Raw genomic sequence first — 25,357 nt, forward strand, 5'->3', positions numbered from 1 at the left:
CGGATACTTCCTCGGTGCCGGCACGAATCTGATCCTCTCGGGAAATCAGACCCTCCACCAGACCCGGGGCGATTCAGGCGGGTGGGGCTCCTCGGCGTGATCTACAGGCCGCATGCCGTCCATTGCGATGATCCCTTGCGCATCCATGCCCGCGATCTGTCGCGGCCTGCTCGAGTAGGACTATTGACGCTGTACGCCGCGCCCAATCGCGATGCCGAAAAGACCACCCACGCTTACGGCGGCCAGGACGAGCACGGTCGCCCCAGGGCCGCTCGTCATCCAGGTGGACACGCCCGCCGCCACTCCTGATCCGAACAGCGCGAACCAGACTTGTGTTCGCACCGACGACGCTGAGCGAGTCATAGCGCGCCAGTCCGCATGACTCATCGACCGCTCGGCACCGCGGTCCCGCACCGCCGGTGTGTCTCCCTGAGGTCCGTCATCGACCCCAGCCGTTGCCGTTGAATCCGAAGACGGTGGGTCGACGGCCGTCCTGGTGGCGGGGCGCCGCCGAGGAGAACTGTGGGGAGGGTCGAGGCCGGAGCAGGTAGTTCGGGTTCAGGTATCGAATCAATTCGCGCATTCGCGCTCGGAACCCATGTGGGCGAGGAGCAAGCGTGACCGGTTGGTCGCCGGGCTCAAAACTGTACTTTTGCTCCATAGAATGATGCTAACGCCGCCCTAACGATGTCGAGTGCTCGTTTGGTTCAGACGGTGATGTACCGGTACAGGGTGGCGCGACCTACGCCGAGGACCTCAGCGATCTCGGTCATGGTGACACCGTCGCCCCGCATCCTTCTGGCCTGTCGGATCTTGGCGGGGGTCATCTTGGGTGGGCGCCCTCCGGTGCGTCCCTGCTCTCGGGCGGCGGCCAGGCCGAGCTGGGTGCGCTCGCGAATGAGGTTGCGCTCGAATTCGGTGATTGCGCCGAAGATGGTGAAGACGAGTTTGCCGGAGGTCGACGTCGTGTCGATCTTCTCGTTCAGCGAGACGAACTCGACGCCGCGGGACTGGAGCTCGTCGACGACCTGGAGCAGGTGGGGGAGTGACCTCCCGATCCGGTCGAAGCGCCACACGGCCACAAGTCGGCGGCACGCACGCTCGACACTAATGCAGACCTGCTTCCCTACGACCTCGAGGCGGTCGCCGGGGCGCTCGACCGAGCGTGCTACTCGGCTCTGCCGGCGTTCGAAAATCCTGCTGCGGACTGTGTGCGGACTGGGGGCGATTTGCCAATGCCGACAACACTTCGAAACGAGGAAACCCTGACCGGGTTTCCCTGGTCAGGGTTTCATCTGTGTCTCAACCAACACGTCGGGGTGGCGGGATTCGAACCCACGACCTCCTCGTCCCGAACGAGGCACGCTACCAAGCTGCGCCACACCCCGTGGTCGTCCTCGCGGACGGCCTCGCACAGACTACCGCCCGAACCGTTCTCGGACTAAATCGCCCGACAGACCGTCCGCGGCCGCATGGACGAGAGGGCAGAACACGGTGTCGACGATGTCGTCGACGGCGGCCTCGCTGAGATCGCCGTTGACGATGAACTCGTAGCGCGCCAGGTCGAAGGCGAGCGAGCGGATGCGGTCGGGGATGGGCTCGGGGCCGATCTCGCCGCGCGCTCGGGCCGCGTCGAGGATCGTGTCGGTGACAGCGGCGCCCTTGTCCCGTAGCAGTTGCAGCGGGGTTGCACCGGGGGTCTCGACGGCCTCGGCCAACACGCCGAGCGCGACGCCTCGACCCATCGAGTCGAAGCGATCGAGCACCGACAGGAGCGTCGCGCGCACATCCTCGGCCATCGACCCGGTGTCGACCGGTCGCAAGGCGGCCTCGCTGATGCCGACCAGCGCGGCCACCACCAGGTCGACACGTGTGGGCCAGCGCCGGTACAGCACCGACTTGCTCGTCTCGGCCCGGCGGGCGACACCCTCGAACGTCAGGCCCCCGTATCCCGAATCGCGGAGTTCGTCGGCGACGGCGGCGAGGATCGCGGCGTCGAGCTCCTCGCCTCGTCGACGTGTGCCGGCCATCCGACCTCCTCGTAGGAAACGTTGCGTACCTTATCGCGGGCGGCTAGCGTCAGGCGAACAAGAAACGGTACGTATCTTAAGGGGGCCCGCATGGCCGGCACGAAGGACATGGCACGACCCGTCGCCGCGGTGATCGGCGTGACGGCGCTGCTCTCGGTGCTGCTGCTCGCGTTCACGCTGCCGTCCGTCCACTCCGGACCGCACGACGTCCGGATCGGCATCGTGGCCGATCGTGCTGCGGCGCAGCAGATCGCGGGAGGTCTCGACGCTCAGGAGCCCGGGGCGGTGCGCCCGGCGTTCCCAGCCTCGGCGCAGGACGCGCGCGACGACATCGCCCACCGTCGGATCGACGGCGCCCTCGTCGTCGGACCCGACCGCGTCGTCACGCTGGTGACCTCCGCAGGGAGTCCCTCCCTCACGACCGTGATCGAAGGGATCGGGTCGTCGATCGCCCGAACGCGGGGGCTGCCCGCGTCGTCGGTCGACGTCCAGTCGTTCGGACATCGGGATCCGCGGGGGATGGGTCTGTCGGCGGGCGCGTTGCCGATGGCGCTCGGCGGCTGGATCGGCGCCCTCGTGATCATGATGGTCGCGCGCCGGCCGCGTGCGATCGCGGGCGCCGCGGTCGCATTCTCGGTCGTGGGCGGGTTGGCCCTCACCGCGGTGCTGCGCTTCGTCGTCGGGACCTTCGACGGCTCCTTCTGGCCCGTGGCCCTGACAGCGATGTTCTCGCTGTGTGCGACGGCTTTCGCGGTCCTGGGGCTCCGGATGGCAGGCGGGCTGTTCGGTACCGCGATCGCGGCGGTCGCGTTGATAGTCCTCGGCAACCCGCTGTCCGGTCTGACGAGCTCGCCACGACTGCTCCCCGAGCCCTGGGGGACGATCGGCCAGCTGCTCCCGCCGGGTGCGACGGGCAGTGCCCTACGGTCGGTCGCGTTCTTCGACGGCCACGGCAGCAGCACCGCGTTCGCGGTCCTGGCGGTCTGGCTCGTGGGTGGTGTCGGCTTGTTCCTCCGGGCGGTGACGCGCGGCAAGACCACCGACGACGCGCTCGAGCGGGAGCTCGACGACGCCGTCGGCTACGACGAGGGACTCAGCCCCGTCGCGTCTCCGCGAGCGGCGGAACCGACTGCTCCTCGTCGTACTCCGCATCGCCATGCGATACCGGCGTGAGGGTCAGCAGCGTCGCCTCGGGGCGGCAGCAGAAGCGGGCCGGCGCGTAAGGCGACGTCCCGAGGCCCGCGCTGACGTGCAGCTTCATGGAGGCACCCCAGCTCGACGGACCCTTCACGCGGGACCGGTCGATGTGGCAGTTCGTCACCAGCGCACCGAAGAACGGCAGGCACAGCTGGCCGCCGTGGGTGTGGCCGGCCATGACGAGGTCGTAGCCGTCGTCGGCGAACTGGTCGAGGACACGCGGCTCGGGGGAGTGCGTGAGACCCAGACGCAGGTGCGCGAGCGGGTTCGGGCGGCCGGCGACGGTCTCGTAGCGGTCGCGGCCGATGTGCGGGTCGTCGACGCCCGCCGCGGCGACGCGAACGCCCGCCACCTCGAGCTCGCGGATGGTGTGGGTGGCGTCGAGCCAGCCGCGCTCGGTGAAGGCGGCGCGGAGGTCTTGCCACGGCAGAGGCGCCCCGTGACTGCGCTTGTGGTCCTTCTTGAAGTACTTCATCGGGTTCTTCGGCGTCGGCCCGAAGTAGTCGTTCGAGCCGAAGACGAACAGGCCCGGCCGCGACAGCAGCCCGCCGAGGGACTGGATGACCGCGGGCACCGCCTGCGGGTGCGCGAGGTTGTCGCCGGTGTTGACGACGAGGTCGGGCTCCAGGGCCTCGAGCTCGGAGATCCACGCCTGCTTCAGTCGCTGGCCCGGCAGCATGTGGATGTCGCTGATGTGGAGCACCCGCAGCGTGCTCGACCCGGGCTCCAGGACGTTCATCGTCTGGTGCCGGAGGACGAACGCGTTGCGTTCGATCAGTGTCGCGTAGGCCAGGCCTGCCGCGGCGGCGCCTGCGGTGACCGCAGCGGTCTGCTGTATGCGGGTGAGGCGCTCAGGCGAGACCCCGACAGCTCGCCGCACCGGATCGAACGCGTTCATCCGGCCAGGATAGCCACCGTTCTCCGTCGCGCGGCGCAATCACTTCCACCAGCGGTGGTGAGCTCACCGATCCGTCGCCGGATGGGCGAGGATTCGCCCGCGGGATCGATGGTTCGCCACCGCGCGGTGGAATCGCCCGAAAGATCGCGGTGGCGAGACCGGATACGGGTGGCGAGGTCGCGACGATGCGCGCGAAACCGCTCGACACGGCCACTACCGTTGGCGCCATGGCCGATGCACCCCTAAAACAACGAATCCGCGGCGACCTCACCGCGGCGATGAAGGCGCGGGACACCGCCACCACGGCCACGCTGCGGATGCTGATCGCGGCGATCGGCGCCGAGGAGGTCTCGGGGTCGACAGCCACCGAGCTGTCCGACGAGCAGGTCCTCGCCGTGCTGATGCGGGAGACCAAGAAGCGCGGGGAGTCCGCGGCGATCTACGACGAGAACGGCCGCGGCGAGCTCGCCGACGCCGAACGCGCCGAGGCGGCCATCATCGAGCGCTACCTCCCGGCACCGCTCGACGACGACGGTCTGCGGGCGCTCGTGACGGAGGCCGTCGACCAGGTCGCCGCCGACCTCGGCGAGAAGCCCGGTATGCGCCAGATGGGGCAGGTCATGGGCATCGCGAAGTCCAAGGCCGCCGGCCGCGCCGACGGGAAGCGACTGTCCGACGCCGTCCGCGCCGCCCTGGGCTGACCGCCCCCGCTACCCGCCGGGGATGACGATCGGTCCGATCCCGGGGATCTGGATCGTCGTCGGCGGCAGGCGAGGACCTGGGTCGGGCCGTGAGACCTGGCCCTGCCCGTTGCTCACGTAGATCGTCACGGTGCTCCCGGGGATCGCGGTCCCGGTGGGAGCGGTGCCGACGACGGTGCCCGAGCTCTCGGCGCTCGTCGTCGACTCCTGGTCGACCTTGAAGCCGTTGTCCTGCAGGCGTTCGGTCGCCGCGTCGGCGGTCAGGCCGACGACGTTGGGCACCCGGCCCTGGTTGCTGCCCTCCACGTAGCGGGGATCGGTCGGCGGCAACTCCGTCGGACCGAACTTGTTCGCGATGGGCAGCATGGCGTTGTACCAGGTGCGGGCGGGTTCGAGGCCGCCGTAGAGGTCGCCGCCGTAGCACTGGCGCAGCGGCGAGGAGCAGATGTCCTCCGGGCTGGTCGAGTCGCCGTAGATGTAGCTGGCGCCGGCCAGGTTGTTGGTGAACCCGAGGAACGCCGACGAGCGGTGCGCCTCGGTGGTGCCGGTCTTGCCGGACACCGGCAGACTCCACCCGGCCGACCGCGCGGCACCAGCCGACGTGCCGCCACCGCGGTCGTCGCCGGACAGGGCGTTGGCTAGCGAGTTCGCCAGGCCCTCCGGCACCACCTGCTCGCACTTCGGCGGGTTGAAGGACACCTGGGTCGTCTCTGGCTCCCCGTTCGAGCCGATCACCGTGTTGCCGTAGCGGTCCCGCTTCTTCTGGGTGATCGAGGCAATCGGGTTGGGTGGGCACCAGACACCACCCGACGCGAGGGTTGCCGCGACATTCGACAGCTCGAGCGGGTTGACGGCGTTCGGCCCGAGCGTGAACGAGCCGAAATTGCCCTGCTTCACGTAGTCGGCGAGGCTCAGGTCGCCTTGGCCGGAGGTACCGGGTTGCGCGTACGAGCGCATCCCCAGCTTCACCGCCATGTCGACGGCCGACGACACACCGACCTGCTGGAGCAGCTTCACGAACGCGGTGTTCGGGGACTGGGCAAGGGCGTTGGTGATCGACATCGTCCGGGGATAGCGGCCGTCGTTCTTCACGCAGTACGTGTTGACGGGACAGCCGTTGGCACCGCCCGACGACCCCATTCCCTTGGCCTGGTAGGTCGTCGGGACGTCGAGGTTGGCCGAGGTCCCGAGGCCCTTCTCCATCGCCGCGGCGACGGTGAAGATCTTGAACACAGACCCGGCACCGTCACCGACCATCGAGTACGGCTGCGGCTGCACCGTCTGGTCGCGGTTGGCGTCGAGGCCGTACTCGCGGCTGGACGTCATCGCCAGGAGGTCGTGGGAGTTCTTGCCCGGCTTGATCACGTTCATCACGTCCGCGATGCCCTCGAGGTCCGGGGCGGCGACGGCCTGGACCGCGGACTTCGTCGCCTGCTGCACCTGCGGGTCGAGGGTGGTGCGGATCGTGTACCCGCCACGGAGCACCGCGTCGCGGCTGATGCCGTTCTCGGCGAGGAACTGCAGTGCGTAGTCGCAGAAGAAGCCGCTGTCGCCCGACGAGATGCAGCCCTGCGGCAGCGATCGCGGCTGGGGGAGCACACCGAGTGGTTGCGCCTTGTCGGCCTCGAACTCCGCCGCCCGAGCGGGGAAGTTCTGCTTCATGGTCTCCAACACCAGGTTCCGGCGATCTGTCACGCCGGAGGGGTTGGTGTAGGGGTTCAGCGCGGAACTCGACTGCACCATGCCGGCGAGCATCGCCGACTCGGTGACCGAGAGATCCTTGGCCGGCTTGCCGAAGTAGGTCTGGGCCGCCGCCTCGATCCCGTACGCGCCGTTGCCGAACGGGACGATGTTCAGGTAGCGGGTGACGATCTCCTTCTTCGCCTCCTGCTTCGCCGCCTCGCGGTCGATGTTCTTGTCGCGCATGGCCTGGTCGGTCAGCGTCTGCTCGAGGGTCAGCGCCATCCGGGCCTCGCGGAGCTTGCGCGCCGGGGTGGTCGCGGTGGCCGCCTCGCGGTCGGCCTCGCTGCGCGCGAGCACCAGCAGTTGGTAGTTCTTCACGTACTGCTGGTCGAGGGTCGACGCACCCTGCTGCACCTCACCCGACGACGAGTTCTTCAGGAACGCGCGGATGGTGCCCTTCCAGTCGACGCCGTCGTGCTCGAGGAAGCGACGGTCCTCGATCGAGATGATCGCGCGGATCATGTCCGGCGAGATGTCGTCGTAGGCGACCTGCTGGCGGCGCTGGTCGTACAGGTAGGCGATGGGCCGTCCGGTGGAGTCGGTCATCGTGGTGACCTCGGGCACGGTCCCGTCGAGCAGCTCCGACGACGAGTTCTCGACCGTCGTCGCGGCCTTGGTGGTGAGCAGTCCCAGGCCGCCTGCGAGCGGGAAGATCAGCGCGGCGACGAGCACGCCGGCGAGCACACAGCAGCCGAGGAGCACCCACAGCGCACGGGACCGCTCGGGGCGGCGGGTGGCATCGGACACGTGGCACAGGATACGGGTCTCACATGAGAGTCCCCGTCGACGCGGCGATCACGGCCGCGCTGCACGCCCGTCTCGATCCGGGTTGGACGGCGGTCCCATTTCCGGACTTGACGCTAGCGGACGCCAATACCTAGATTGATGTACCGAATGTGACTCACGTAACAGTTGCTCGCGAAAGTGACGCACGATCGTCGGCAACGTGTTCGACCACTGCAGACAGGGGTTCGATGATGGCCAACGCGGCAGTTAGCACCGGAGAAGCGGAAGCCCGGTTGGCGTGGGTGTCGCAGGCGCGATGCCGCGGAAGCAACCCCGACGAGTTGTTCGTGCGCGGAGCCGCCCAGCGCAAGGCCGCGACCATCTGCCGCCACTGCCCCGTGCAGCTCGAGTGCGGTGCCGACGCCCTCGACAACCGCGTCGAGTTCGGCGTCTGGGGCGGCATGACCGAGCGTCAGCGCCGCGCACTCCTGCGCCAGCACCCCGATGTCACCTCGTGGGGTGAGTTCTTCGAGGTGCAGCGTCGGCGCCACGCCGACGCCGTCTGACCTCTCGGGCCTAGTCCGCGACGATCTGCTCGACGACCGCCTTCAGGGCGGTCATGTCGGCCACCTCGAACGGCAGCGACGGGACCCCGACGATCGGCACCCCCGGGTGCGACGAGGTGAACCGCTGCAGCAACTGGAGTTCCCGACGGCCGGTGGTCGTCCGCTCCGCGTGGATGGACAGCACCGCCCGGGCCAGTGGATCGGTCGCCGACTCCAGTGCCGAGCGCGCGGCGTCGGCGCTGATGGTCGTCAGGTTCGGGTGCGTGCGGTTCAGGATCAATCCCGCCAGCGGCATGGACTCCTCCGAAAGGCGTTCGACGAAGAACGCCGCCTCGCGCAGGGCGTCGGGCTCGGCGGACGCCACCACCACGAACTGGGTGCCCGGCCGCTTCAGCAGGTTGTAGGTCGTCGTCGCGCGGTCCTGGAACCCACCGAACATCGCGTCGAGCGACTGCACGAACGTCGACACGTCCCGCAGGGTGTCGCCGCCGACGATCGTCGAGACGCCACGCATCGCCAGGCTCACCACACCGGTGACGACGCGACCCACGCCGCGCCCACCGCCGAGCAACACCTTCATCAGACGGCCGCTGAGGAACGAGCCCAGCCGCGCAGGGGCGTCGAGGAAGTCGAGCGCGTTCCGTGACGGCGGGGTGTCGACGACGATGAGATCCCACTTGTCGAGCGCGATCAGCTGCCCCAGCTTCTCCATCGCCATGTACTCCTGCGTGCCGGAGAACGATGTGGCGACGGTTTGGTAGAAGGGGTTGTTCATGATCGCCTCGGCGCGATCGGGCGAGGAGTACTGCGTCACCATCTCGTCGAAGGTGCGACGCATGTCCAGCATCATCGCGTCGAGCGAGCCCGACCCCTCGATGGTCACCGGCTGCGGGGTGTTGGTCAGCTCGGTCATCCCCAGCGACTGCGCCAGACGACGCGCGGGGTCGATGGTGAGCACCACGACGCGACGCCCCTGCTCGGCGGCGTGGACGGCCATGGCCGCGGCGGTCGTGGTCTTGCCGACGCCGCCGGCGCCGCAACACACGACGACGCGGGTGGACGGGTCGGCGAGGACGCTGCCCATCTTCAGCTTCTTGGTTGCCATCTCACGCACCTGCCTGCCGCAGCAGCGCTGCGATCTCGTAGACGCGGCCGAGGTCGACGCCGTCGTCGAAGGACGGGATCTCGACCGCCGCGGTGTCGATCTCGTCGAGCTGTGCTTTGGCGACCTGTTGGGCCTGCACACGGCTGGCGTGCTCGATCGACTCGGTGAGCAGACCCTGCAGATCGGCGTCGGTGAGCGTGAGCCCCGCCGAGGTCAGCGCGTCGGCGAGTGCGGGGCCGTCGACGTCGCCCACCGCCATGGGGTCGATCTGCTCCTCGGTGAGGTGCGGCGGCTCCACGCGGTTGACGATCAACGCCCCGACGGGGAGGTCCTTGCTGCGCAACTCCGCGACGGCCTCGACGGTCTCCTGGATCGGCATGGCCTCGAGCAGCGTCACCAGGTGCACGACGGTGTTCTCCGAGTGCAGCAACTGCGCGACACCGTCGCTCTGGTTGCGGATCGGGCCCGTCTTGGTCAGATCGCGCATCGCCGTCGTGACATCGAGGAAGTTGCCGATCCGTCCGGTCGGGGGCGCATCGACGACGACGGCGTCGTACACGGCCCGCCCGCGGTCGTCGACGCGGATGACGCACTCCTTGATCTTCCCGGTGATCAGCACGTCGCGGAGGCCCGGCGCGACGGTCGTCACGAAGTCGATCGCGCCGATACGACGCATGGCGCGACCGGCGAAACCGAGGTTGTAGAACATGTCGAGGTACTCGAGCAGGGCGTGCTCGATGTCGATGGCGAGCCCGTGGACCGAGCCGCCGCCCTCGGCGGTCGCGATCTTGGTCTCGGTCGGCGGCAGTGGCGGCAGGTCGAAGAGCTGCGCGATCCCCTGCCGACCCTCGCACTCGACGAGGAGCACCTTCTTTCCCTCCCCGGCCAGCGCGAGAGCGAGTGCCGACGCCAGCGTCGTCTTGCCGGTCCCGCCCTTGCCGGAGACGAAATGCAGTCGGGCGTAGCGTGCGCTCTCCGGCCAGGGGTCACCGGATTCGGTGACGTCCTTGTGGAGATCGGTCACGCCTCGTTGCGGATCGGTCGCGGGTTGTGGGACCACGTCCCCGAGGATATCGACGCGCACGTGCCCTGAACGCCGATCGGCGGGTGATGCGGGGCACGCCCGGCGGATAGGGTGAGCGCCATGAGTGAGCTCACCCGCTGGGAGTACGCGACCGTCCCCCTGCTGACCCACGCCACGAAGCAGATCCTCGACACGTGGGGCACCGACGGGTGGGAACTCGTGAGCGTCCTGCCGGGGCCCACCGGTGAGCAGCATGTCGCCTACCTCAAGCGTCCGAAGGGCTGAGCGGTGGGCTGGTCGCAGCGGCTGTCCGAGCTCGGCATCGAGCTGCCCAAGGTCGTCGCGCCGCTCGGTGTGTACTACCCGGCGGTGCAGACCGGGTCACTCGTCTACACCTCGGGTCAGCTGCCCATGGCCGACGGTGAGCTGACCCTGCACGGCAAGGTGTCCGACGGCGCCGAGGGCGTCGTCCGTCCCGCGCAGGCCACCGAGGCGGCGCGACTCTGCGCGCTCAACGCGCTCGCCGCGATCCACGGACTTGTCGGGATCGACTCCGTCGTGCGGGTGGTGAAAGTGGTGGGGTTCGTCGCGTCGGCGCCGGGCTTCACCGGACAGCCGGGCGTGATCAACGGCGCGTCCGATCTGCTCGGTGAGGTCTTCGGGACGGCCGGACACCACGCGCGGTCGGCAGTCGGCGTCGCCGAGCTGCCCCTCGGTGCACCGGTCGAGGTCGAGCTCGTCGTCGAGGTCGCGAGCTAGTCCCACACGCACCGCCGAGCGTGCAGAAGATCCCGCCGAGCGTGCAGTAACCACCGCTGAACGTGCCGTCCATGCGCGTCCTGTCACGCTCACTGCACGGTGGGTCGCATCTGCCGCACGGTCGACGGCATCTGGTGCACAGCGGGCGAGGTGTGCCGACGGTCGCGGGGGAACTCAGATCGCGGACGCGAGCACGAGGCCCAGTGCGCACGCGCCGACCGACGCCCCCAGGGTGCCGACGAGGTTGCCCAGTGCCGCGAGGTGCCGACCGGACTGTGCCAGTCGCACGGTCTCCACGCTCGATGTGCTGAATGTGGTGTAGCCACCGCAGAATCCGGTCCCGAGGACCGTCTGCCAGTCCGGACTCGCAGCGTGGAAGAGCACCACACCGGCGAGGACGCCGAGCACGAACGAGCCGGAGACGTTGATGCCGACGGTCGCCCAGGGGAACCGGGGTGCGAAGCGCGCCTTCACGGTCGAGTCGACGACGAAGCGGGCGACGCTGCCGAGTGCTCCGGCCAGGAAAACCAGGGCGACGATCACGACGTCCGCCGCCGTACCGCGGTGGTCGCTGCGACCACGCCGAGCCACACCGCGACGAGTCCCGCGAGCACCGACACCACGGCATAGAGAACTGCCATCCCGACGGCGTCGTCGCGGAGGAACAGTGAGATCTCCAGTGCCAGCGTGCTGTACGTCGTGAACGCGCCGCAGAACCCGACGCCGAGCATCAGGCGCACGTCACGTCGACGGCCCGTGTCGTCGCCGAGACGGACCAGCGCCTCGAGCACCAGCCCGAGGGCGAACGCGCCGAGCATGTTCGCCACGAACGTTCCTGTGGGCCAGCCGGTCCCATGGTGGGGGAACGCCTCGGCCAGCCCGTGACGCGCCGCGGTCCCGGCCACGCCGCCGAGGAACACCAGTGCCAACGTCCGAGGTCGGAGGTGGAAGGGGAGCCCGGCGGCGCCGGAGGCGTCGGGGTCGTCCTCGACGGCCCGATCGGGGCCGCTCACGCCTCGCGGAGATACTGCAGCTGTGCCTTCACCGACATCCGGGCGGCGGGCCACAGCTTCTTGTCGACGTCGGAGTAGACCTTCCGCACCAGCGTCATCGGCTTGGCCTTCTCCGGAGTGGTGCCGAGTTCGGCCATGGCGGAACGGATCTGGTCGATACGGTCCTCGCGGTGCTTCTTGTAGAACTGCGCGACCGGGATCAGGTCGGGGTGGTCGGGACCGTGCCCGGGCAGCAGCACGCACCCCTCACCCTCGACGATGAGCCGGTTGAGCGAGTTCATGTAGTCGCGCAAGGTGCCGTCGGTGGGGTCGAGAACCGTGGTGCCCGAACCGAGGATGGTGTCGCCGGTGACCATCGCGCGGCCGATCACGCGTTCCGGCTCGGCGCCCCGGCTCGCGGGATCGGTGGCCGCGAGATGTTCGACGAGGAAGCTGACCGAGTCGCCGGTGTGACCCGGGGTGGTGAGCACCGTGATCCGGAGTCCTCCCGCCTCGATCACCTCGCGGTCGGTGAGGCGTGGGGCGTCGCGGCACCACTTCTCCTCGCGGGCCCGCACCGGACTGCCGGTCATGGCGTGCCAGCGCTTGATGGCGCCGGTGTGGTCTCGGTGGCGGTGGGTGATGAGGGTCAGCGCCACCTCGCCCTGGTCGGCGAGACGCGTGAGGTGCTGACGGTGCTTCTTCGGCCCGGGATCGACGACGACGCAGTCGGTCCGTCCTGGCGCCCGCAGGATCCAGGTGTTGGTGCCGTCGAGCTCCATCATCCCGGGGTTCTCGCACAGCACCACCGACGCGAACGGCGTGACCTGCCTGAGGGTCTCGTACGCGGGATGCTCGGGTGCGCCCATGGCCGAGAACGCTACACCGATGCCCGGCGCCGCAAGGGTGCTCACGCGGCGGCGAACACGCTGCCGCTGACGGTGCCGCGCAGGGTGTGGCCGGCGACGGTGACCCATGCTCCGAGGAGGACGACGTAGAGCGCGACCGCGAGCGCATGGACGACGCTGATGCCGACTGCGGTTCCGAGTGCGGTGGCGCCGGTGACACAGGTGCCGACAGGGAAGGTGAAGCTCCACCAGGTGAGGGAGAACCGCAGACCGCGCCGCGCCGCGTGGACGGTCAGCATGGTCGCGAGCGCGAACATCAGCACACCGAAGCCGCCCATGGCGAACCCGTAGGCGATGCCGAACACATGCAGTCCGGTCGCGACGACGGCCTGCTTCCCGACGAACACCGAGGATGCGTGCGTGCCGAGGAGATTGGTCGCGGTGATCGACTGACCGATCATCCCGAGCGTGATCCACACGGTGGGAGCTGCCTGCAGCGCCGGCATGCCGCCGTGGACGAGCCGCGACCAGATCATCGTCATGGTGATCATCCCGAGGAACAGGCTGAGTCCGAACATCGCGTAGCAGGCCGCGATGAGAGCGAGCCGTGGTTGTCCCGCAGGAACATGGTCGAGCAGCAGTGCGCCGGTCGACGCCGACACCATGGGCGGCACGATCGGCATCAGCCAGGCCGGCACGGCGACCGCCGTGTCGTGATCGTGAGCGGTGATCATCCGGAACGGGATCCACACACTCGTGGCGAGGCCGGTCACCGTGCCGGCGGTCCACAGGACCGCGTCGATCCACACCGCGGGCCCGGCTCCGACCACGGATGGACCCAGCGTGATCGCGCCGGCTCCGACCGTGAGCATCGCCATCGGGGGCGCGCCGTAGAACTGCGACATCACGGGGTGAGCGGCGTGGTCCCGCGCGTTGCTCCCGAACATCACCCAGTGCGCGGCGAACGCCACCGTGAGCGCGACGAGGGCGGTCGACGCCACGAGCCACACGCCGATCGCGAAGGCGTGCAGACCGGGGACCTGCACCGGCAGGGTCGCGGCCGCGGTGGCGACTATCCCCGTGCCCATCACCGACGCGAACCAATTCGGGGTGATGTGGGCGACCACGTCCCTGGGGTCGTCGAGTGCGGCGAGCAGTCGCCGACGATCAGGACGCGGGGTCGACGCGACGTGGTGTGAGAGGACTGCGGTCATGGATTCGAGTCTCGGCCGCGGGCGTCGTCGCTGGTAGACGGCTGCACGCGGTGAGATCACAAACAATCGTTGTGACTAGTCGGGGTTGTCGGTCCCCTCGATGTGCTCGACGAGGTCGCGGGCCGCGCCGGCGGGGGGTGTGGCGCCACCGACCCAGACGGCGCGCAGCGGGCGATGCAGGTCCAGACCGATCGTGGGGACGACCGCGAGCCGCCGCATCGCGATGTCGTCGGCGACGGCGAGGCGGCTGATCACCGCGGGCGCCGTGCCCGCGAGGACGGCGGCCCGTACGCCGGACGCGGTCGGCATCTCGGCGGCGGGTGCATGCACCACGACGTCTCCACCCAGGGCGGCCCGGAGTGCGGCATCCAGGAAGAGTCGTGTGCCCGAGCCGGGTTCGCGGGTCACCAGCGGTGTGCGCGCGAGTGCCGCCGCGTCGACCGCGGTGCCCTCGCGCGCCCATGGGTGGGCCGGCGACACCACCAGCGTGAGCTCGTCGTGGGCGACCACCCGACTGCGCAGGTCCGAGGGGACGTCGGGGGACTCCACGAACCCGAGGTCGGCGCCGCCGGAGCGCACGGCGTCGACGGCACCGTCGCTGTTGGTCGCCGAGAGCGTCACCGCCGGCGGCGACGCCCCGTGACGGGTGGCCGCGGCGGCCCACGAGACCAGCCAGCGCGGCAGCAACTGCTCGGCGATCGTCTGACTGGCGGCGACGGCGAGGTGGTCGCGGGACTCCCCGCGGATCGTCGCCAGGCCGGTGTCGAGCCGGTGGGCGGCGTCGAGCAGCGCGGCGCCCCACTCGGCGACGAGCTCCCCGTTCGGCGTGAGCGTCGACCCCCGCGGCGACCGTCGGACGAGCGCGATCCCGGTCTGCGTCTCCATCGACCGGACCCGCGCGGATGCCGCCTGCTGCGTCATGCCGAGTTCGCGACCGGCCGCCCCGAGACTGCCGCTGCGTGCGACGGCGACGAGTAGTTCGAGCGACGCGAGGTCGGGCATCCGCGGGCTCAGCCGACGGCCGTCGGTCACCCTGCGCCCCCGGCCGGCGGGGACGTCATCGGTGCGAGGGCGGGTGCCACGGGGGCGTCGCCCGCGACGCGGGCGGAGTAGATCGAGTAGCCGTCGATGCGTCGGGTGACGGCGGTCGCCAGGACCGTCGCGACCACCATCGGAGCCATCAACGACAAGCCGCTGTGGGTCAGTTCGGCGACCAGCAGCAACCCGGCGAGCGGTGCCTGCATCCCGGCGCCGATCATCGCGGCGGCGCCGATCATGGCGTACGCCCCCACCGGGCTGCCCGGCCACAGGTGCCCGAACAGGATGCCGCCCACCGCGCCGATCGCGGCGCCCGTGCACATGACCGGGGTGAAGAGTCCACCCGACGCGCCCGCGCCGAGGCACAGCGCGGTGACAACGGGTTTCAGGACGGCGAGCACGGCCAGGACGGCCAGGCTGCCGACGCCGAGGAACGCGTCGTGGGCGATGGACCGGCCGTTGCCGTAGAGCTGCGGGTAGACGACGGCGAGCGCGGCCAGTCCGGCGAACACCACCGGGATGGCGATCAGGATCCACGCCCCGCGTGCGCCGCGGAACGAGATCCACCCGATGAACCGGATGTAGACGGCGGCGAGGACACCGATGACCGGCCCGGCGACGAGCGCCCACACGAGTAGTCGCGCGTCGAACGGGTAGTCGGGGACTCCGGGATAGATCGCGTTGTCACCCAACGAGATCCACGCGACCATCGTCGCGACGGCCGAGCACGCCAACGCCGGCATGACGGTCGGCAGTGTCACCGACCCGATGAGCACCTCCGCGGTGAACAGGGCACCGCCGAGCGGGACGTTGTAGACCGCGGCCAGACCGGCGCCGCCACCACACGCGACGAGGAGTCGCCGCTGAGCATCCGACAACCGCGCCCACTCGCCGACGAGGCTGCCGGCCACCGCGCCCATCAACTTCGGGGCGGCCTCACGGCCGAGTGATGCCCCCAGCCCGATGACGATCTCGGACAGCACCGAGGTACCCGCGCTGCGCCGGAAGGACAACCGGCCCTTCCCGGTCCACAGCACCTCGTCGGCCTCGGACTTCATCCCCGGCGTGAACCGCCGCAGGACATACCACCCGACGCCGCCGATCACACCCGCGATGAGCACCGGCGTGGCGCGCTCCCAGCCGCTCGCCCGCTCGACCGCCGCGGTGAACCCCTGGCCGTCGCTGCCGACGCCGAACGCGAGGTGCTCGACGAGGAACAGCAGGCGCATCAACGCGATCCCGACGACCCCGGCCACCACGCCCACCACCGCGACGAGCGCCCAGAACCGAGGGGTCAGGGGCGTCTCGCCGTCGCCGGTCACGTTCGGCTGGATCATCGAGCCCTGCCCCGAGGGCATCCGCTTCTTCAGCAGGGGCAGCGGACGCCGCTGCCGCTCGAACGAGGTCACCCGGGCATTCTGCACCGCCATCACCGCGCTCACAGCGAACCGGCAGGCGGATGACATCCGACGATCAGGTGAGGTGGGCAGAGTCCTCGGTGTCGCGCTCCTGTGCTGCGCGACGGAGACGGCGCGACGACCGCCCCTGACCCCTGACCCGGGCGGTCGTCGCGTCGCCTGGTGCTACCGACGCCCGATCAGCGCACCGCGTCGAGGATCTGACCGAGGACCTTCTGGACGTGCAGCCCGCGGTGGACGTCGCACTCGTGCGGAGTGCCGGACGCGGCCGATGCGAGGAACTCGTCGATCAGTGTGGTGAAGCAGTCCACCGACGACGTCGACCGGTCGGTCAGTGACACGACGCCGCTGGTTCCGTGCACCGCGAACTCGGTGACGGTGGGTCGGGCGGGGACGCAGAGCGACATCTGGATCGCCGACGTGGCGCCTGTCGTGTGGGCGATCGTGATGTGCCACAGGTCGTCGGGGACCAGCCGGGCGTCGATCACCTCGGTGATCTCGCCGAGTGCGGCGTCCATCAGGTCGACGACGTGCGGCCCGACGTCCAGGAGCGCGCCGCCGTCCTTGCGCCACTGCGACGACGAGTAGCGGCCACCCAGCAGAGCGCCCGACAGCCACCGTCCGAGTCCGCCCGCGTACGTCCCGGACCGCGCCGCCTCGAGGAAAGCGCGCGTCTCCGGGGCGAAGCGGCGGGTGAACGTGACGATCGACGTGACTCCCGCCGCGTCGACCGCCTCGGCGAGTTCGGTGGCCTGCTCGACCGATCCGGCGATCGGCTTGTCGAGGATGACGTGCTTGCCCGCGCGCACGGCCTGCAGGGCGATCGCGGCCTGTGCGTCGGGTGGCACGGCGAGACTCACGGCGTCGGTGGCGTCGAGCATGGCCTCGACGTTCTCGAACCGGGGCACGGGCAGGTCGTCGGCCGCCTCCGGTCGTCGGGTCCATCCACCGACCACGTCGACGCCCGGGTGGGCGAGGAGTGCCGGGTAGTGGGTCTCGAGCGCCCAGGGGCCGGCTCCGACGACGGCGATACGCATGGCGACGAGCGTATCGCCGACCTCGGTCGCTCCCGCATGCGTGGACACCGTGCGAGTGCTACGAATCAACGCAACCGATCACCCGACGGAAGCGACACGCATGCCCCGCACCACGCCATCGGTCGCCGTCCGCGGCGGTTTCCGCCGGTCCGATCTGCGCCCGCTGTCGGCGATGGCCGTCGTGGTGGTGATGTTGCACGTCGTCGGGTTCGTCGGGCTGTTCGCGGTGGCGTCCGGGGATCATCGGCTGGCCGGTGGGGCGGCGTTCGGGGTCGGGCTCGGCATCACGGCGTACACGCTCGGCATGCGACACGCGTTCGACGCCGACCACATCGCGGCCATCGACAACACCACGCGCAAGCTCGTCGTCGACGGTCGTCGTCCGCTGACCGTCGGCTTCTGGTTCTCCCTCGGGCATTCGACGGTGGTGTTCGGGCTCTGTCTCCTGCTCGCGGTCGGGGTGCGGTCGATCGCCCCGCAGATCGGGGACGAGTCGTCGACGCTGCAGACGGTCACCGGCATCGTCGGCACGAGCGTGTCCGGGGTCTTCCTCGTCGCCATCGGTTTGCTGAACCTCGTTGTGCTGCTGCGGATCCGGCAGATCGTCACCGATGTGCGCGGCGGTCGGTTCGACGAAGCCGAGCTCGACGCGCGACTCGAGGAGCGCGGAGCGATGAACCGGCTCGTCGGACGCTTCCTCCGCGCGATCCGCGCGCCCTGGCAGATGTACCCCGTCGGTCTGCTGTTCGGACTCGGATTCGACACCGCGACCGAGGTCTCGCTGTTGGTGCTCGCCGGGACGGCCGCGGTGAGTCTGCCCTGGTATGCGATCCTCACCCTCCCGGTGTTGTTCACCGCCGGGATGTCGTTGTTCGACAGTCTCGACGGCGCCGTCATGCACTACGCCTACGGCTGGGCGCATCGCCGGCCCGCGCGGCGGTTGTTCTACAACGTGACCATCACGGCCCTGTCGGTGGCGGTCGCGCTGCTGATCGGCGGCATCGAGCTCATCGGGCTGCTCGCCGACAAGCTCGGGATCACGGCCGGTCCGATCGCCTGGATCGGCGGCATCGATCTCGAGTATGTCGGCTACGTCGTCGTCGGACTGTTCGTCGCCAGTTGGGTTCTCGCGATGGCCATCTGGCACTTCGGCGACATCGAACGCCGCTGGACGCCCGACGCGGGCTGATGCGACCACCGTCCGAAAACCAGGCGACGTCCTGGAACGAACGCCCTAGGGTGCTCGACCATGAGGAGCACAGGCACCGTCCGCTCCTGGGACTTCGACGAGGGCCAGGGCATCATCGATTCTCCCGACATCCCGGCTGGTCTGGTCGCGTCGTCGTGGGATGTGCGATGCGAAGCGGTCACCACGGATCCGGCGTCCGGCATGTCCGCCCTCGGGCTCGAGATCGGCGAAGAGGTCGATGTCATCTGGTCTCCCGCAGACACCGACGAGGAGGCTCCGCATGTGATCGCCGTGTGGCCCTCGCGGTGCCCCACGCCGGTGCTGCGGACGGGTGCGTTCAGCACCGCGCTGTGGACGAGCGCAACCCGCGATGACGGGGTCACCGTGATGCGCGAGGTCGATCCGAACAGCCTGCCCCCGGTTCCGCCACGGCCGCCTCTGCCCCGGACGACAGGTGTCGTGCGTGCGTGGCATCCCGAGGAAGGCTGGGGTGTCGTCGAGTCACCGGAGACCCCTGGTGGTGCATGGGTCCACTTCAGTGAGGTCCGCGGCGACGGGTACCGGTCATTGATTGACGGACAGCGCGTCGAGTTCGACTGGGAGGCGGCGCATCAGGACGGGTTCTCGTTCCGCGCGTCGGACGTCGAGGTGATCGCGACGCCCGACGCGGGCTGATGCTGCTGAGATCTGCACCCAGACGGTCCACCATGGTCATATAGGCCACGGCGTCCGTTCTCGGTGCGGATCTCAGCCGCGGGCGACGTCCTCGGGGGCCACCCAGCCGCCGAAGACGGACTCGAGGTGCTGGGCGACGGCGATGGTGACGTGGTCGTTGCCGGGTTTCGCGGCCACCTGGACGCCGACGGGCAGTCCGCGGCGGTCGAAGCCGAGCGGCACCTCGGTGACCGCCATCCCGAGCATGTTGAACATCGCCGCACCACCGAAAAGCCATGGGCGCGCCAGGGTCCCGTGGTGCAGCGGCGCAGGCGCCGGCAGCGGTGGGTGCAGCATCACGCCGTCCCCGACGGCCGCGAAGACCTCGTCCCGCAGGTCGCGCGCGAACCGGTCGAGCAGGTCGCGGCCGGGCTTCGGGAGCAACTCGGGGATCCGGTCGCCGATCATCGCCAGGCGCAGCTGCAGGCTGTCCGCACGCAGCACCGCCGGGGTGAGGTGCCTTCCGGCGTCTGGAGACAGCGAGTCGAACAGGGACATGACGGGCATCCCGGCGTGCCGTCGCAACTCCATGAGGTAGCTGCCGATCACCCGACGCATCGCCGGCATCGGCTGCCACGTCACGTCACTGCCGACATCGGCCAGTGCCCGCCCCGCCGCGTCCCGGGCGTCGCGAACCGCGCGGTTCATCGGGCGGACGAACGACGACTTCGTCGGGACGACGACGGTGAGTCCGCGGAGGTCGACGGAATCGACGTCACCGCAGCGGGTCCCGTCGTCGTCGGCGAGGATCCGCAGGAGAGGCATCAGGTCCTCGGCGCGACGGGCCATGGGGCCCAACGTCTCCAGTGTGTCGACCTCGGCCTCACCGGCCAGGGACGGGACGCTCTCGTTCGCCGGCACCAGACCGGGGGAGGGCTTGTGTCCGAAGACGCCGCAGTAGAAGGACGGGATGCGGATGGAACCGCCGGTGTCCCCGCCGATCCCGATCGGGCTGCCGCCGCTGCCGATCGCGGCGCCCTCACCACCCGACGACCCGCCGGAGACCCGGCGCTCGTCGTAGGGGTTGCACGTCCGACCGTGGACACTGTTGGTGCTCTCGATGCCGAGACACAGCTCGGCGGTGTTCGTGACGCCGAGGACGATCGCCCCGGCCGCGCGGATGCGTTGCACGACGACGGCGTCCGTCCGGGCGACGATCCCGCGTCGACTCGCCATCCCCGCCGTGTGTGGCATGCCGACGACGGGGATCGACTCCTTGACGGTGCACGGCACCCCGGCCAGCGGACCGCCGGGGGACTCGCCCGCCGCGATGCGGGCGTCGACGGCGTCGGCCTCGTCGAGGGCGTCGTCGTACCGGTCGGCGACGACGGAGGTCAACGTCGAGCGGGCGCGCAGGCGGTTCACGTGGAACTGCACGGCCTGCCGAGACGTGATCTCACCGACACGTATCGCCGCGGCGATCTCGGTGGCGGAGGCGTCCCGGATCCACACGTCGGACACCCCCGTCACCCGGTCCGACGCGGCGTCAGCGGGCGCGACGCGCCAGACGCTCGGAGTCGGCGATGAGGACGCTCTTGCCCTCGAGCCGCAGCCACCCGCGCTGCGCGAAGTCCGCCAGTGCCTTGTTCACGGTCTCGCGGGACGCGCCCACCAGCTGGGCGATCTCCTCCTGCGTCAGGTCGTGCGTGACGCGGAGGGCGCCCGCCTCCTGCGTGCCGAAACGCTGCGCGAGCTGAAGCAACTGCTTGGCGACGCGACCCGGGACGTCGGTGAAGATGAGGTCGGCGAGGTTGTTGTTGGTGCGGCGCAGACGACGGGCCAGGACGCGCAGCAACTGCTCGGCGATCTCGGGGCGGTCGGCGATCCACGCCCGGAGGGCGTCGCGGTCCATCGACACGGTGCGCACCTCGGTGACCGTCGTCGCCGACGACGTCCGGGGACCGGGGTCGAAGATCGAGAGCTCACCGAACATGTCGGACGGCCCCATGATCGTCAGCAGGTTCTCGCGACCGTCGGCCGAGCGACGTCCGACCTTCACCTTGCCGCTGAGGATGATGTAGAGCCGGTCACCTGGCTCGCCCTCGTTGAAGATGACGTGGCCGCGCGGGAAGTCGACGGGCTGCAGCTGCTTGGTGAGCGCGGCCACCGCACTGGGCTCGACCCCTTGGAAGATGCCGGCCCTGGCGAGTACTTCCTCCACGTACGTCCCTTTCATCGCATTCGGCGGCGGTGTCGTCGCACGACGGTCACCGCGAAGTGTTGACTGTGTCACTCGCGGGCATCTGAAGTCTACGACCAAACAGCCCGGGGAGGCGGTGAACCCCGACGCGCCGGGTGTGTGGCGGTCAGCCCGCGCGGTGTACCGGGACCTCGACGGCATGCCCGAAGGCCGACGGCACATCGAACTCGATGGTGTCGCGGCGACCCGCCAGGTCGTCGTCGGAGGGCGTGGGGAGGATGTCGGGCGCGGTGGCCCCGGCGAGGAAGTCGTCGACCTCCTCACGGTGCACGCTGTGCTGGTCGACCTCGTTCTCCATGCGTTCCATGGCGAGGGCGAACAGCATGAGCACTGCCGGGAAGAGCAGTACGGCCAGTCCGTGCATGGCTTGCAGTAAACACATCGCAGGTCTCGGCGAGGCAACGAAAACGGCCTCCGGAACACAAGTGTTACCTCCGGCGCCGCACCTGAAGTCCCCTTCAGGCGCCCTCAGTAGTCTGGTCGCCGTGAACGAGCCGGACAGCGCACCCTCCGCGCCCGCGCGCAGGCCGGCCTCCCGGCGCCGCACCGCAGCCGAGAAGGGCACCGAGACCCGGACCGGGCTGGTGCGTCGCGCACGTCGGATGGATCGCACCCTGCAGGTCGCGTTCCCCCATGTCTACTGCGAACTCGACTTCACGACGCCGCTGGAACTGTCGGTCGCGACGATCCTGTCCGCGCAGTGCACCGATGTTCGGGTCAACATGGTGACGCCGGCGCTCTTCGCGCGGTATCCCGATGCGCAGGCCTATGCGTCGGCCGACCGGACGGAGCTCGAGGAGTACATCCGCAGCACCGGCTTCTATCGCAACAAGGCCACGTCGATCATGGGGCTCGCGCAGGCGCTGCTCGAGCGGTTCGACGGTGAGGTGCCGGGTCGGCTCGAGGACCTGGTGACCCTGCCCGGGTTCGGTCGCAAGACGGCCAACGTGGTCCTCGGCAACGCGTTCGGCGTCCCGGGGATCACCGTCGACACCCACTTCGGCCGTCTCGTGCGCCGCTGGCGGTGGACCGAGGAGACAGACCCGGTGAAGGTGGAGCACGCCGTCGGCGAGCTCATCGAGCGACAGCACTGGACCGACCTGTCCCACCGGGTGATCTTCCACGGCCGACGTGTCTGCCACGCGAAGAAGCCCGCCTGCGGCGTGTGCGTGCTGGCCGCCGACTGCCCGTCGTTCGGCGAGGGGCCGACCGACCCGCAGGTCGCGGCAGCACTGGTCAAGGGTCCCGAGACCGAGCACCTGCTCGCGCTGGCCGGGGTGTGACGCCGGTGTCCTCACGTCTGTCGCGGATCCCCGCGTCGGCTCGCTGGTCGGTGGTCCTGCTCGTCGTGGTCGTCGCGCTCATCGTCGCCATCTGGCCGCGCGGTGGGGGCGGCAGTTCCCTCGACGCGGGCGGGACGGCCCAGAGCGCCGGGCCGATCCCCGGCGCGACGGCGTCGGTGAGCCCCGACGACCTCTCCGCCGCACGGTCACGCGCCGCCCTCGCGCCGTGCCCCGTCGGCACCGGTGCGGCGCCCGCCTCGTCGGTGCTGCGCGGCGTCACCGTGCCGTGCCTCGGTGCGCCCGGCGAGGTCGATCTCGGCGCCGCGACCGCGGGCAAGCCGATGCTGGTGAACTTCTGGGCCCCGTGGTGCCTGCCGTGCCGTCGTGAGCTGCCGACCATCGAGGCCTTCGCGCAGCGCGCCGGATCGTCGATGACCGTCCTCGCGGTGCAGGCGAAAGAGGGATCGGAGAACCCGGTGCTGGCCCTGGCGCTGCTCAGCGAGATCGACGTCCGCCTGCCGTCCGTCGTCGACTCGAACGCCCGCGTCGCCGCGGCCCTGGGCATCCCCCGGGTGTTCCCGGTGTCGGTGCTCGTCCGTGCCGACGGGACCGTCGCGAAGGTCCTCCCGACGGTGTTCGAGGGCGAGCAGGACGTCGCCGACGCCGTCGCCCGCGACCTCGGCGTACGCGTGTGAGCGGCCCGTCGACGCCTGACGCGTCGGTCGGCGGCGCCGGGGACACCCCGGGCCCACTCGTTCCCCTCGACACCATTCCGCCCTGGCTCCGATCGCTCGCGGCCGACGTCGACGCGGTGACGTCGGCGGTCGAGAACCGCGGCGGCGACCGCACCCGCTTCCTGGCCGCCCTCAAGCCGAACCGTCGGGCCGCGGCGGTGCTGATCGCGATGACCGGGTCGTTCGGGGCGGACTCGACGCCGCCCGACGACGCCGCCGTCCTGCTCACCCAGCGCGCCAACACGCTGCGCAACCACGCCGGACAGGTCGCGTTCCCCGGCGGCGCGCGCGACCCCGGCGACGACTGGCCCATCGGTACAGCGTTGAGGGAGGCCACAGAGGAGACCGGACTCGTCGCGACCGACGTGACCCCGGTGGCGCGACTGCGGTCGTTCCCGGTCCCACCGTCCGGGTTCGACGTCATCCCCGTGGTGGCGTGGTCGCCGCATCCGACACCGGTCCGCGTCGTCGACACCGCCGAGACTGCCCGGGTGGTCCGGGTGCCGATCCGCGACCTCCTCGACCCCGACCACCGGTTCCAGGTGCAGCGCTCGGTGATGGGCGGTCGCGTCTACCGCGGCCCGGCGTTCGCGGTCGAGGGGATGCTCGTCTGGGGCTTCACCGGCGGACTGCTCGCCGCACTCTTCGACGCCGCCGGCTGGACCAGACCCTGGGACCTCGACGACATCCGTGAACTCAACGACGAATTGACGAAGGTGGGACAACGATGAGCGGCTCCACCTGGGTCGACATCGTCGTCGTGGTGATCGCGCTGCTGGCCGCGGGTTCGGGTTACCGACAGGGCGCGGTCGCGTCCGCGCTGGCGTTCGTCGGTGTGCTGCTCGGCGCGGTCGCGGGGATCATGTTGGCGCCCACGGTGATCGGTGAGATCGACGACCGTCGGTGGCGGCTCCTCGTGGGTGTCGCGTTGCTCGTCGCGCTGGTGCTGATCGGCGAGGCCGCGGGCATGGTGCTCGGCCGCGCCGCGCGCAGCGTCATCCGCTCGGTCGGAGTCCGACGCGTGGACAGCGTGATCGGGTCGGTCCTGCAGGCCGTCGCCGTGCTCATCGCGGCGTGGCTGCTGGCCATCCCGGTGAGCAGCTCGGCCGAACCGACCATCGCGTCGGCGGTCCGCGGCTCGCAGGTGCTCGGCGGTGTCGACGACGTCGCACCGCAGTGGCTGCGCGACCTGCCGAGCGACTTCAGCGCACTGCTCGACGACTCCGGCCTGCCGCAGGTCATCGGTCCGTTCGGGCGCACGCCGATCGTCTCGGTCGACCCGCCCGACCAGGGTCTCACCGCGCTGCCCGTCGTGTCGTCCGTGCGGCCGAGCGTCGTCAAGATCGAGGGCGTCGCACCCAGCTGCAACCAGGCGCTCGAGGGGAGCGGGTTCGTCGTGTCCCCCGAACGGGTCATGACCAACGCCCACGTCGTCGCGGGGACCCGCACGCTGCGCGTCGAGTCGAACGACGGCACCCTCGACGCGACGGTCGTGTTGTTCGACCCCTCCACCGACATCGCGATCCTCGACGTCCCGGGTCTCACCGCGCCGGCGTTGCAGTTCGTCGACCGCCCCGCGTCGACCGGCGACGACGCGATCGCGCTGGGTTACCCGGAGGCCGGTCCGTTCACCGCCAGCCCCGAGCGGATCCGTGAGGTGGTCGACCTGTCGGGACCCGACATCTACCGCGAGAGCCAGGTCCGCCGGGAGGTCTACACGGTGCGAGGGTCCATCCGCCAGGGCAACTCGGGTGGTCCGCTGATCGACACGGACGGGCGGGTTCTGGGCGTGGTGTTCGGCGCCGCCGAGGACACCACCAGCGAGACCGGGTTCGTCCTCACCGCCAAGCAGGTCTCCGACGACCTCGCCCGCTCGGAGAATCTCACCGAGGCCGTCGACACGCAGTCCTGCGTCCACGGCTGACGGCCGGGACGTCGGCG

Annotated in this window: 27 protein-coding genes and 1 tRNA gene; 11 read left to right on the top strand and 17 right to left on the bottom strand. The window is 70.1% G+C overall.

Features of this window, described 5'->3' with window-relative positions:
* Nucleotides 1–707: 707 nt before the first annotated feature.
* The 3 genes from Q1A98_RS10335 to Q1A98_RS10345 form a co-directional block, all read right to left on the bottom strand.
* Nucleotides 708–1,082: a recombinase family protein gene (locus Q1A98_RS10335; RefSeq protein ID WP_299572877.1), complete on the bottom strand. Its 375-nt coding sequence runs from the start codon at nt 1,080–1,082 to the stop codon at nt 708–710.
* A gap of 232 nt (nt 1,083–1,314) precedes the next feature.
* Nucleotides 1,315–1,388 (bottom strand) — tRNA-Pro (locus Q1A98_RS10340).
* Between the two features lie 30 nt (nt 1,389–1,418).
* The gene (locus Q1A98_RS10345) at nt 1,419–2,030 is read right to left on the bottom strand and encodes a TetR/AcrR family transcriptional regulator (RefSeq protein WP_299572880.1); all 612 of its coding nucleotides are present in this window, start codon (nt 2,028–2,030) and stop codon (nt 1,419–1,421) included.
* A gap of 90 nt (nt 2,031–2,120) precedes the next feature.
* Between Q1A98_RS10345 and Q1A98_RS10350 the strand changes: the two genes are divergently transcribed.
* Nucleotides 2,121–3,203, top strand: coding sequence for an ABC transporter permease (locus Q1A98_RS10350; protein ID WP_299572883.1), 1,083 nt, complete (start codon nt 2,121–2,123; stop codon nt 3,201–3,203).
* Here Q1A98_RS10350 and Q1A98_RS10355 read toward each other — a convergent pair.
* Nucleotides 3,124–4,125 (bottom strand): metallophosphoesterase, encoded by a 1,002-nt coding sequence (locus Q1A98_RS10355; protein WP_299572885.1) that lies wholly within the window; start codon nt 4,123–4,125, stop codon nt 3,124–3,126. The genes Q1A98_RS10350 and Q1A98_RS10355 overlap by 80 nt on opposite strands.
* Before the next feature lie 227 nt (nt 4,126–4,352).
* Here Q1A98_RS10355 and Q1A98_RS10360 point away from each other — a divergent pair, with 227 nt between their 5' ends.
* Nucleotides 4,353–4,826, top strand: a complete 474-nt coding sequence (locus Q1A98_RS10360) for a GatB/YqeY domain-containing protein (protein WP_299572887.1) — start codon at nt 4,353–4,355, stop codon at nt 4,824–4,826.
* Between the two features lie 9 nt (nt 4,827–4,835).
* Here Q1A98_RS10360 and Q1A98_RS10365 read toward each other — a convergent pair whose 3' ends face one another.
* Nucleotides 4,836–7,271 (bottom strand): transglycosylase domain-containing protein, encoded by a 2,436-nt coding sequence (locus tag Q1A98_RS10365; protein ID WP_299573789.1) that lies wholly within the window; start codon nt 7,269–7,271, stop codon nt 4,836–4,838.
* 275 nt (nt 7,272–7,546) lie between these two features.
* On the opposite strand from Q1A98_RS10365, the gene Q1A98_RS10370 reads away from it, so the two are divergent.
* A complete protein-coding gene (locus Q1A98_RS10370) occupies nt 7,547–7,861 on the top strand; it encodes a WhiB family transcriptional regulator (RefSeq protein ID WP_299573792.1) in 315 nt (104 codons plus the stop codon).
* Between the two features lie 10 nt (nt 7,862–7,871).
* Here Q1A98_RS10370 and Q1A98_RS10375 read toward each other — a convergent pair whose 3' ends face one another.
* Together Q1A98_RS10375 and Q1A98_RS10380 are read right to left on the bottom strand one after the other, a co-directional pair.
* A complete protein-coding gene (locus Q1A98_RS10375) occupies nt 7,872–8,966 on the bottom strand; it encodes an ArsA family ATPase (RefSeq protein WP_299572888.1) in 1,095 nt (364 codons plus the stop codon).
* 1 nt (nt 8,967) lies between these two features.
* On the bottom strand, nt 8,968–9,990 hold the full coding sequence (locus Q1A98_RS10380; protein WP_299572889.1) for an ArsA-related P-loop ATPase: 1,023 nt from the start codon (nt 9,988–9,990) through the stop codon (nt 8,968–8,970).
* Nucleotides 9,991–10,110: 120 nt separating this feature from the next.
* Between Q1A98_RS10380 and Q1A98_RS10385 the strand changes: the two genes are divergently transcribed.
* Together Q1A98_RS10385 and Q1A98_RS10390 are read left to right on the top strand one after the other, a co-directional pair.
* Entirely contained in the window at nt 10,111–10,275 is a 165-nt protein-coding gene (locus tag Q1A98_RS10385) for a DUF4177 domain-containing protein (protein ID WP_253655819.1), read from the top strand.
* A gap of 3 nt (nt 10,276–10,278) precedes the next feature.
* Nucleotides 10,279–10,749, top strand: a complete 471-nt coding sequence (locus Q1A98_RS10390; protein ID WP_299572891.1) for a RidA family protein — start codon at nt 10,279–10,281, stop codon at nt 10,747–10,749.
* A 174-nt stretch (nt 10,750–10,923) separates the two neighbouring features.
* On the opposite strand, the gene crcB (Q1A98_RS10395) is transcribed toward Q1A98_RS10390, so the two are convergent.
* The 7 genes from crcB (Q1A98_RS10395) to Q1A98_RS10425 all read right to left on the bottom strand — a co-directional run bounded on the left by crcB (Q1A98_RS10395) (nt 10,924) and on the right by Q1A98_RS10425 (nt 17,296).
* Nucleotides 10,924–11,292 carry a fluoride efflux transporter CrcB gene (crcB, locus tag Q1A98_RS10395; protein ID WP_299572893.1) on the bottom strand — a complete coding sequence of 123 codons (369 nt, stop codon included), beginning with the start codon at nt 11,290–11,292 and terminating at the stop codon, nt 10,924–10,926.
* Nucleotides 11,289–11,762: a fluoride efflux transporter CrcB gene (gene crcB / locus Q1A98_RS10400; protein ID WP_299572896.1), complete on the bottom strand. Its 474-nt coding sequence runs from the start codon at nt 11,760–11,762 to the stop codon at nt 11,289–11,291. The genes crcB (Q1A98_RS10395) and crcB (Q1A98_RS10400) overlap by 4 nt, the downstream gene beginning before the upstream one ends.
* Complete coding sequence (locus Q1A98_RS10405) at nt 11,759–12,610, bottom strand: MBL fold metallo-hydrolase (RefSeq protein WP_299573794.1); 852 nt, start codon at nt 12,608–12,610, stop codon at nt 11,759–11,761. Before Q1A98_RS10405 ends, crcB (Q1A98_RS10400) begins: the two co-directional genes overlap by 4 nt.
* 41 nt (nt 12,611–12,651) lie before the next feature.
* Nucleotides 12,652–13,803 (bottom strand): TDT family transporter, encoded by a 1,152-nt coding sequence (locus Q1A98_RS10410; protein ID WP_299572899.1) that lies wholly within the window; start codon nt 13,801–13,803, stop codon nt 12,652–12,654.
* Nucleotides 13,804–13,878: 75 nt separating this feature from the next.
* Nucleotides 13,879–14,805: a LysR family transcriptional regulator gene (locus Q1A98_RS10415; protein WP_299573796.1), complete on the bottom strand. Its 927-nt coding sequence runs from the start codon at nt 14,803–14,805 to the stop codon at nt 13,879–13,881.
* A gap of 26 nt (nt 14,806–14,831) precedes the next feature.
* On the bottom strand, nt 14,832–16,250 hold the full coding sequence (locus Q1A98_RS10420) for a chloride channel protein (RefSeq protein WP_299572901.1): 1,419 nt from the start codon (nt 16,248–16,250) through the stop codon (nt 14,832–14,834).
* Between the two features lie 188 nt (nt 16,251–16,438).
* On the bottom strand, nt 16,439–17,296 hold the full coding sequence (locus tag Q1A98_RS10425; protein ID WP_299572903.1) for a Gfo/Idh/MocA family oxidoreductase: 858 nt from the start codon (nt 17,294–17,296) through the stop codon (nt 16,439–16,441).
* A 172-nt stretch (nt 17,297–17,468) separates the two neighbouring features.
* Here Q1A98_RS10425 and Q1A98_RS10430 point away from each other — a divergent pair, with 172 nt between their 5' ends.
* Together Q1A98_RS10430 and Q1A98_RS10435 are read left to right on the top strand one after the other, a co-directional pair.
* Nucleotides 17,469–18,485: a HoxN/HupN/NixA family nickel/cobalt transporter gene (locus Q1A98_RS10430; protein ID WP_299573797.1), complete on the top strand. Its 1,017-nt coding sequence runs from the start codon at nt 17,469–17,471 to the stop codon at nt 18,483–18,485.
* A 60-nt stretch (nt 18,486–18,545) separates the two neighbouring features.
* Nucleotides 18,546–19,160, top strand: a complete 615-nt coding sequence (locus tag Q1A98_RS10435; RefSeq protein WP_299572929.1) for a cold shock domain-containing protein — start codon at nt 18,546–18,548, stop codon at nt 19,158–19,160.
* Between the two features lie 72 nt (nt 19,161–19,232).
* Here the strand turns inward: Q1A98_RS10435 and Q1A98_RS10440 are convergent, their stop codons facing one another.
* The 3 genes from Q1A98_RS10440 to Q1A98_RS10450 all read right to left on the bottom strand — a co-directional run bounded on the left by Q1A98_RS10440 (nt 19,233) and on the right by Q1A98_RS10450 (nt 21,763).
* On the bottom strand, nt 19,233–20,660 hold the full coding sequence (locus Q1A98_RS10440) for an amidase (RefSeq protein ID WP_299572930.1): 1,428 nt from the start codon (nt 20,658–20,660) through the stop codon (nt 19,233–19,235).
* A 25-nt stretch (nt 20,661–20,685) separates the two neighbouring features.
* A complete protein-coding gene (locus Q1A98_RS10445) occupies nt 20,686–21,360 on the bottom strand; it encodes a Crp/Fnr family transcriptional regulator (protein ID WP_253655800.1) in 675 nt (224 codons plus the stop codon).
* A 145-nt stretch (nt 21,361–21,505) separates the two neighbouring features.
* A complete protein-coding gene (locus tag Q1A98_RS10450; RefSeq protein ID WP_299572933.1) occupies nt 21,506–21,763 on the bottom strand; it encodes a hypothetical protein in 258 nt (85 codons plus the stop codon).
* A 238-nt stretch (nt 21,764–22,001) separates the two neighbouring features.
* Between Q1A98_RS10450 and nth the strand changes: the two genes are divergently transcribed.
* The 4 genes from nth to Q1A98_RS10470 are packed head-to-tail and all read left to right on the top strand — an operon-like array spanning nt 22,002 to nt 25,340.
* Complete coding sequence (nth, locus tag Q1A98_RS10455; RefSeq protein WP_299573799.1) at nt 22,002–22,682, top strand: endonuclease III; 681 nt, start codon at nt 22,002–22,004, stop codon at nt 22,680–22,682.
* A gap of 5 nt (nt 22,683–22,687) precedes the next feature.
* Complete coding sequence (locus Q1A98_RS10460) at nt 22,688–23,377, top strand: TlpA disulfide reductase family protein (RefSeq protein ID WP_299572936.1); 690 nt, start codon at nt 22,688–22,690, stop codon at nt 23,375–23,377.
* Nucleotides 23,374–24,147, top strand: coding sequence for a CoA pyrophosphatase (locus Q1A98_RS10465; protein ID WP_299572939.1), 774 nt, complete (start codon nt 23,374–23,376; stop codon nt 24,145–24,147). The genes Q1A98_RS10460 and Q1A98_RS10465 overlap by 4 nt, the downstream gene beginning before the upstream one ends.
* On the top strand, nt 24,144–25,340 hold the full coding sequence (locus Q1A98_RS10470) for a MarP family serine protease (RefSeq protein ID WP_299572942.1): 1,197 nt from the start codon (nt 24,144–24,146) through the stop codon (nt 25,338–25,340). Before Q1A98_RS10465 ends, Q1A98_RS10470 begins: the two co-directional genes overlap by 4 nt.
* Nucleotides 25,341–25,357 lie beyond the last annotated feature (17 nt).

It is taken from the genome of uncultured Williamsia sp., from assembly GCF_947494875.1.
Classification (GTDB): domain Bacteria; phylum Actinomycetota; class Actinomycetes; order Mycobacteriales; family Mycobacteriaceae; genus Williamsia_A.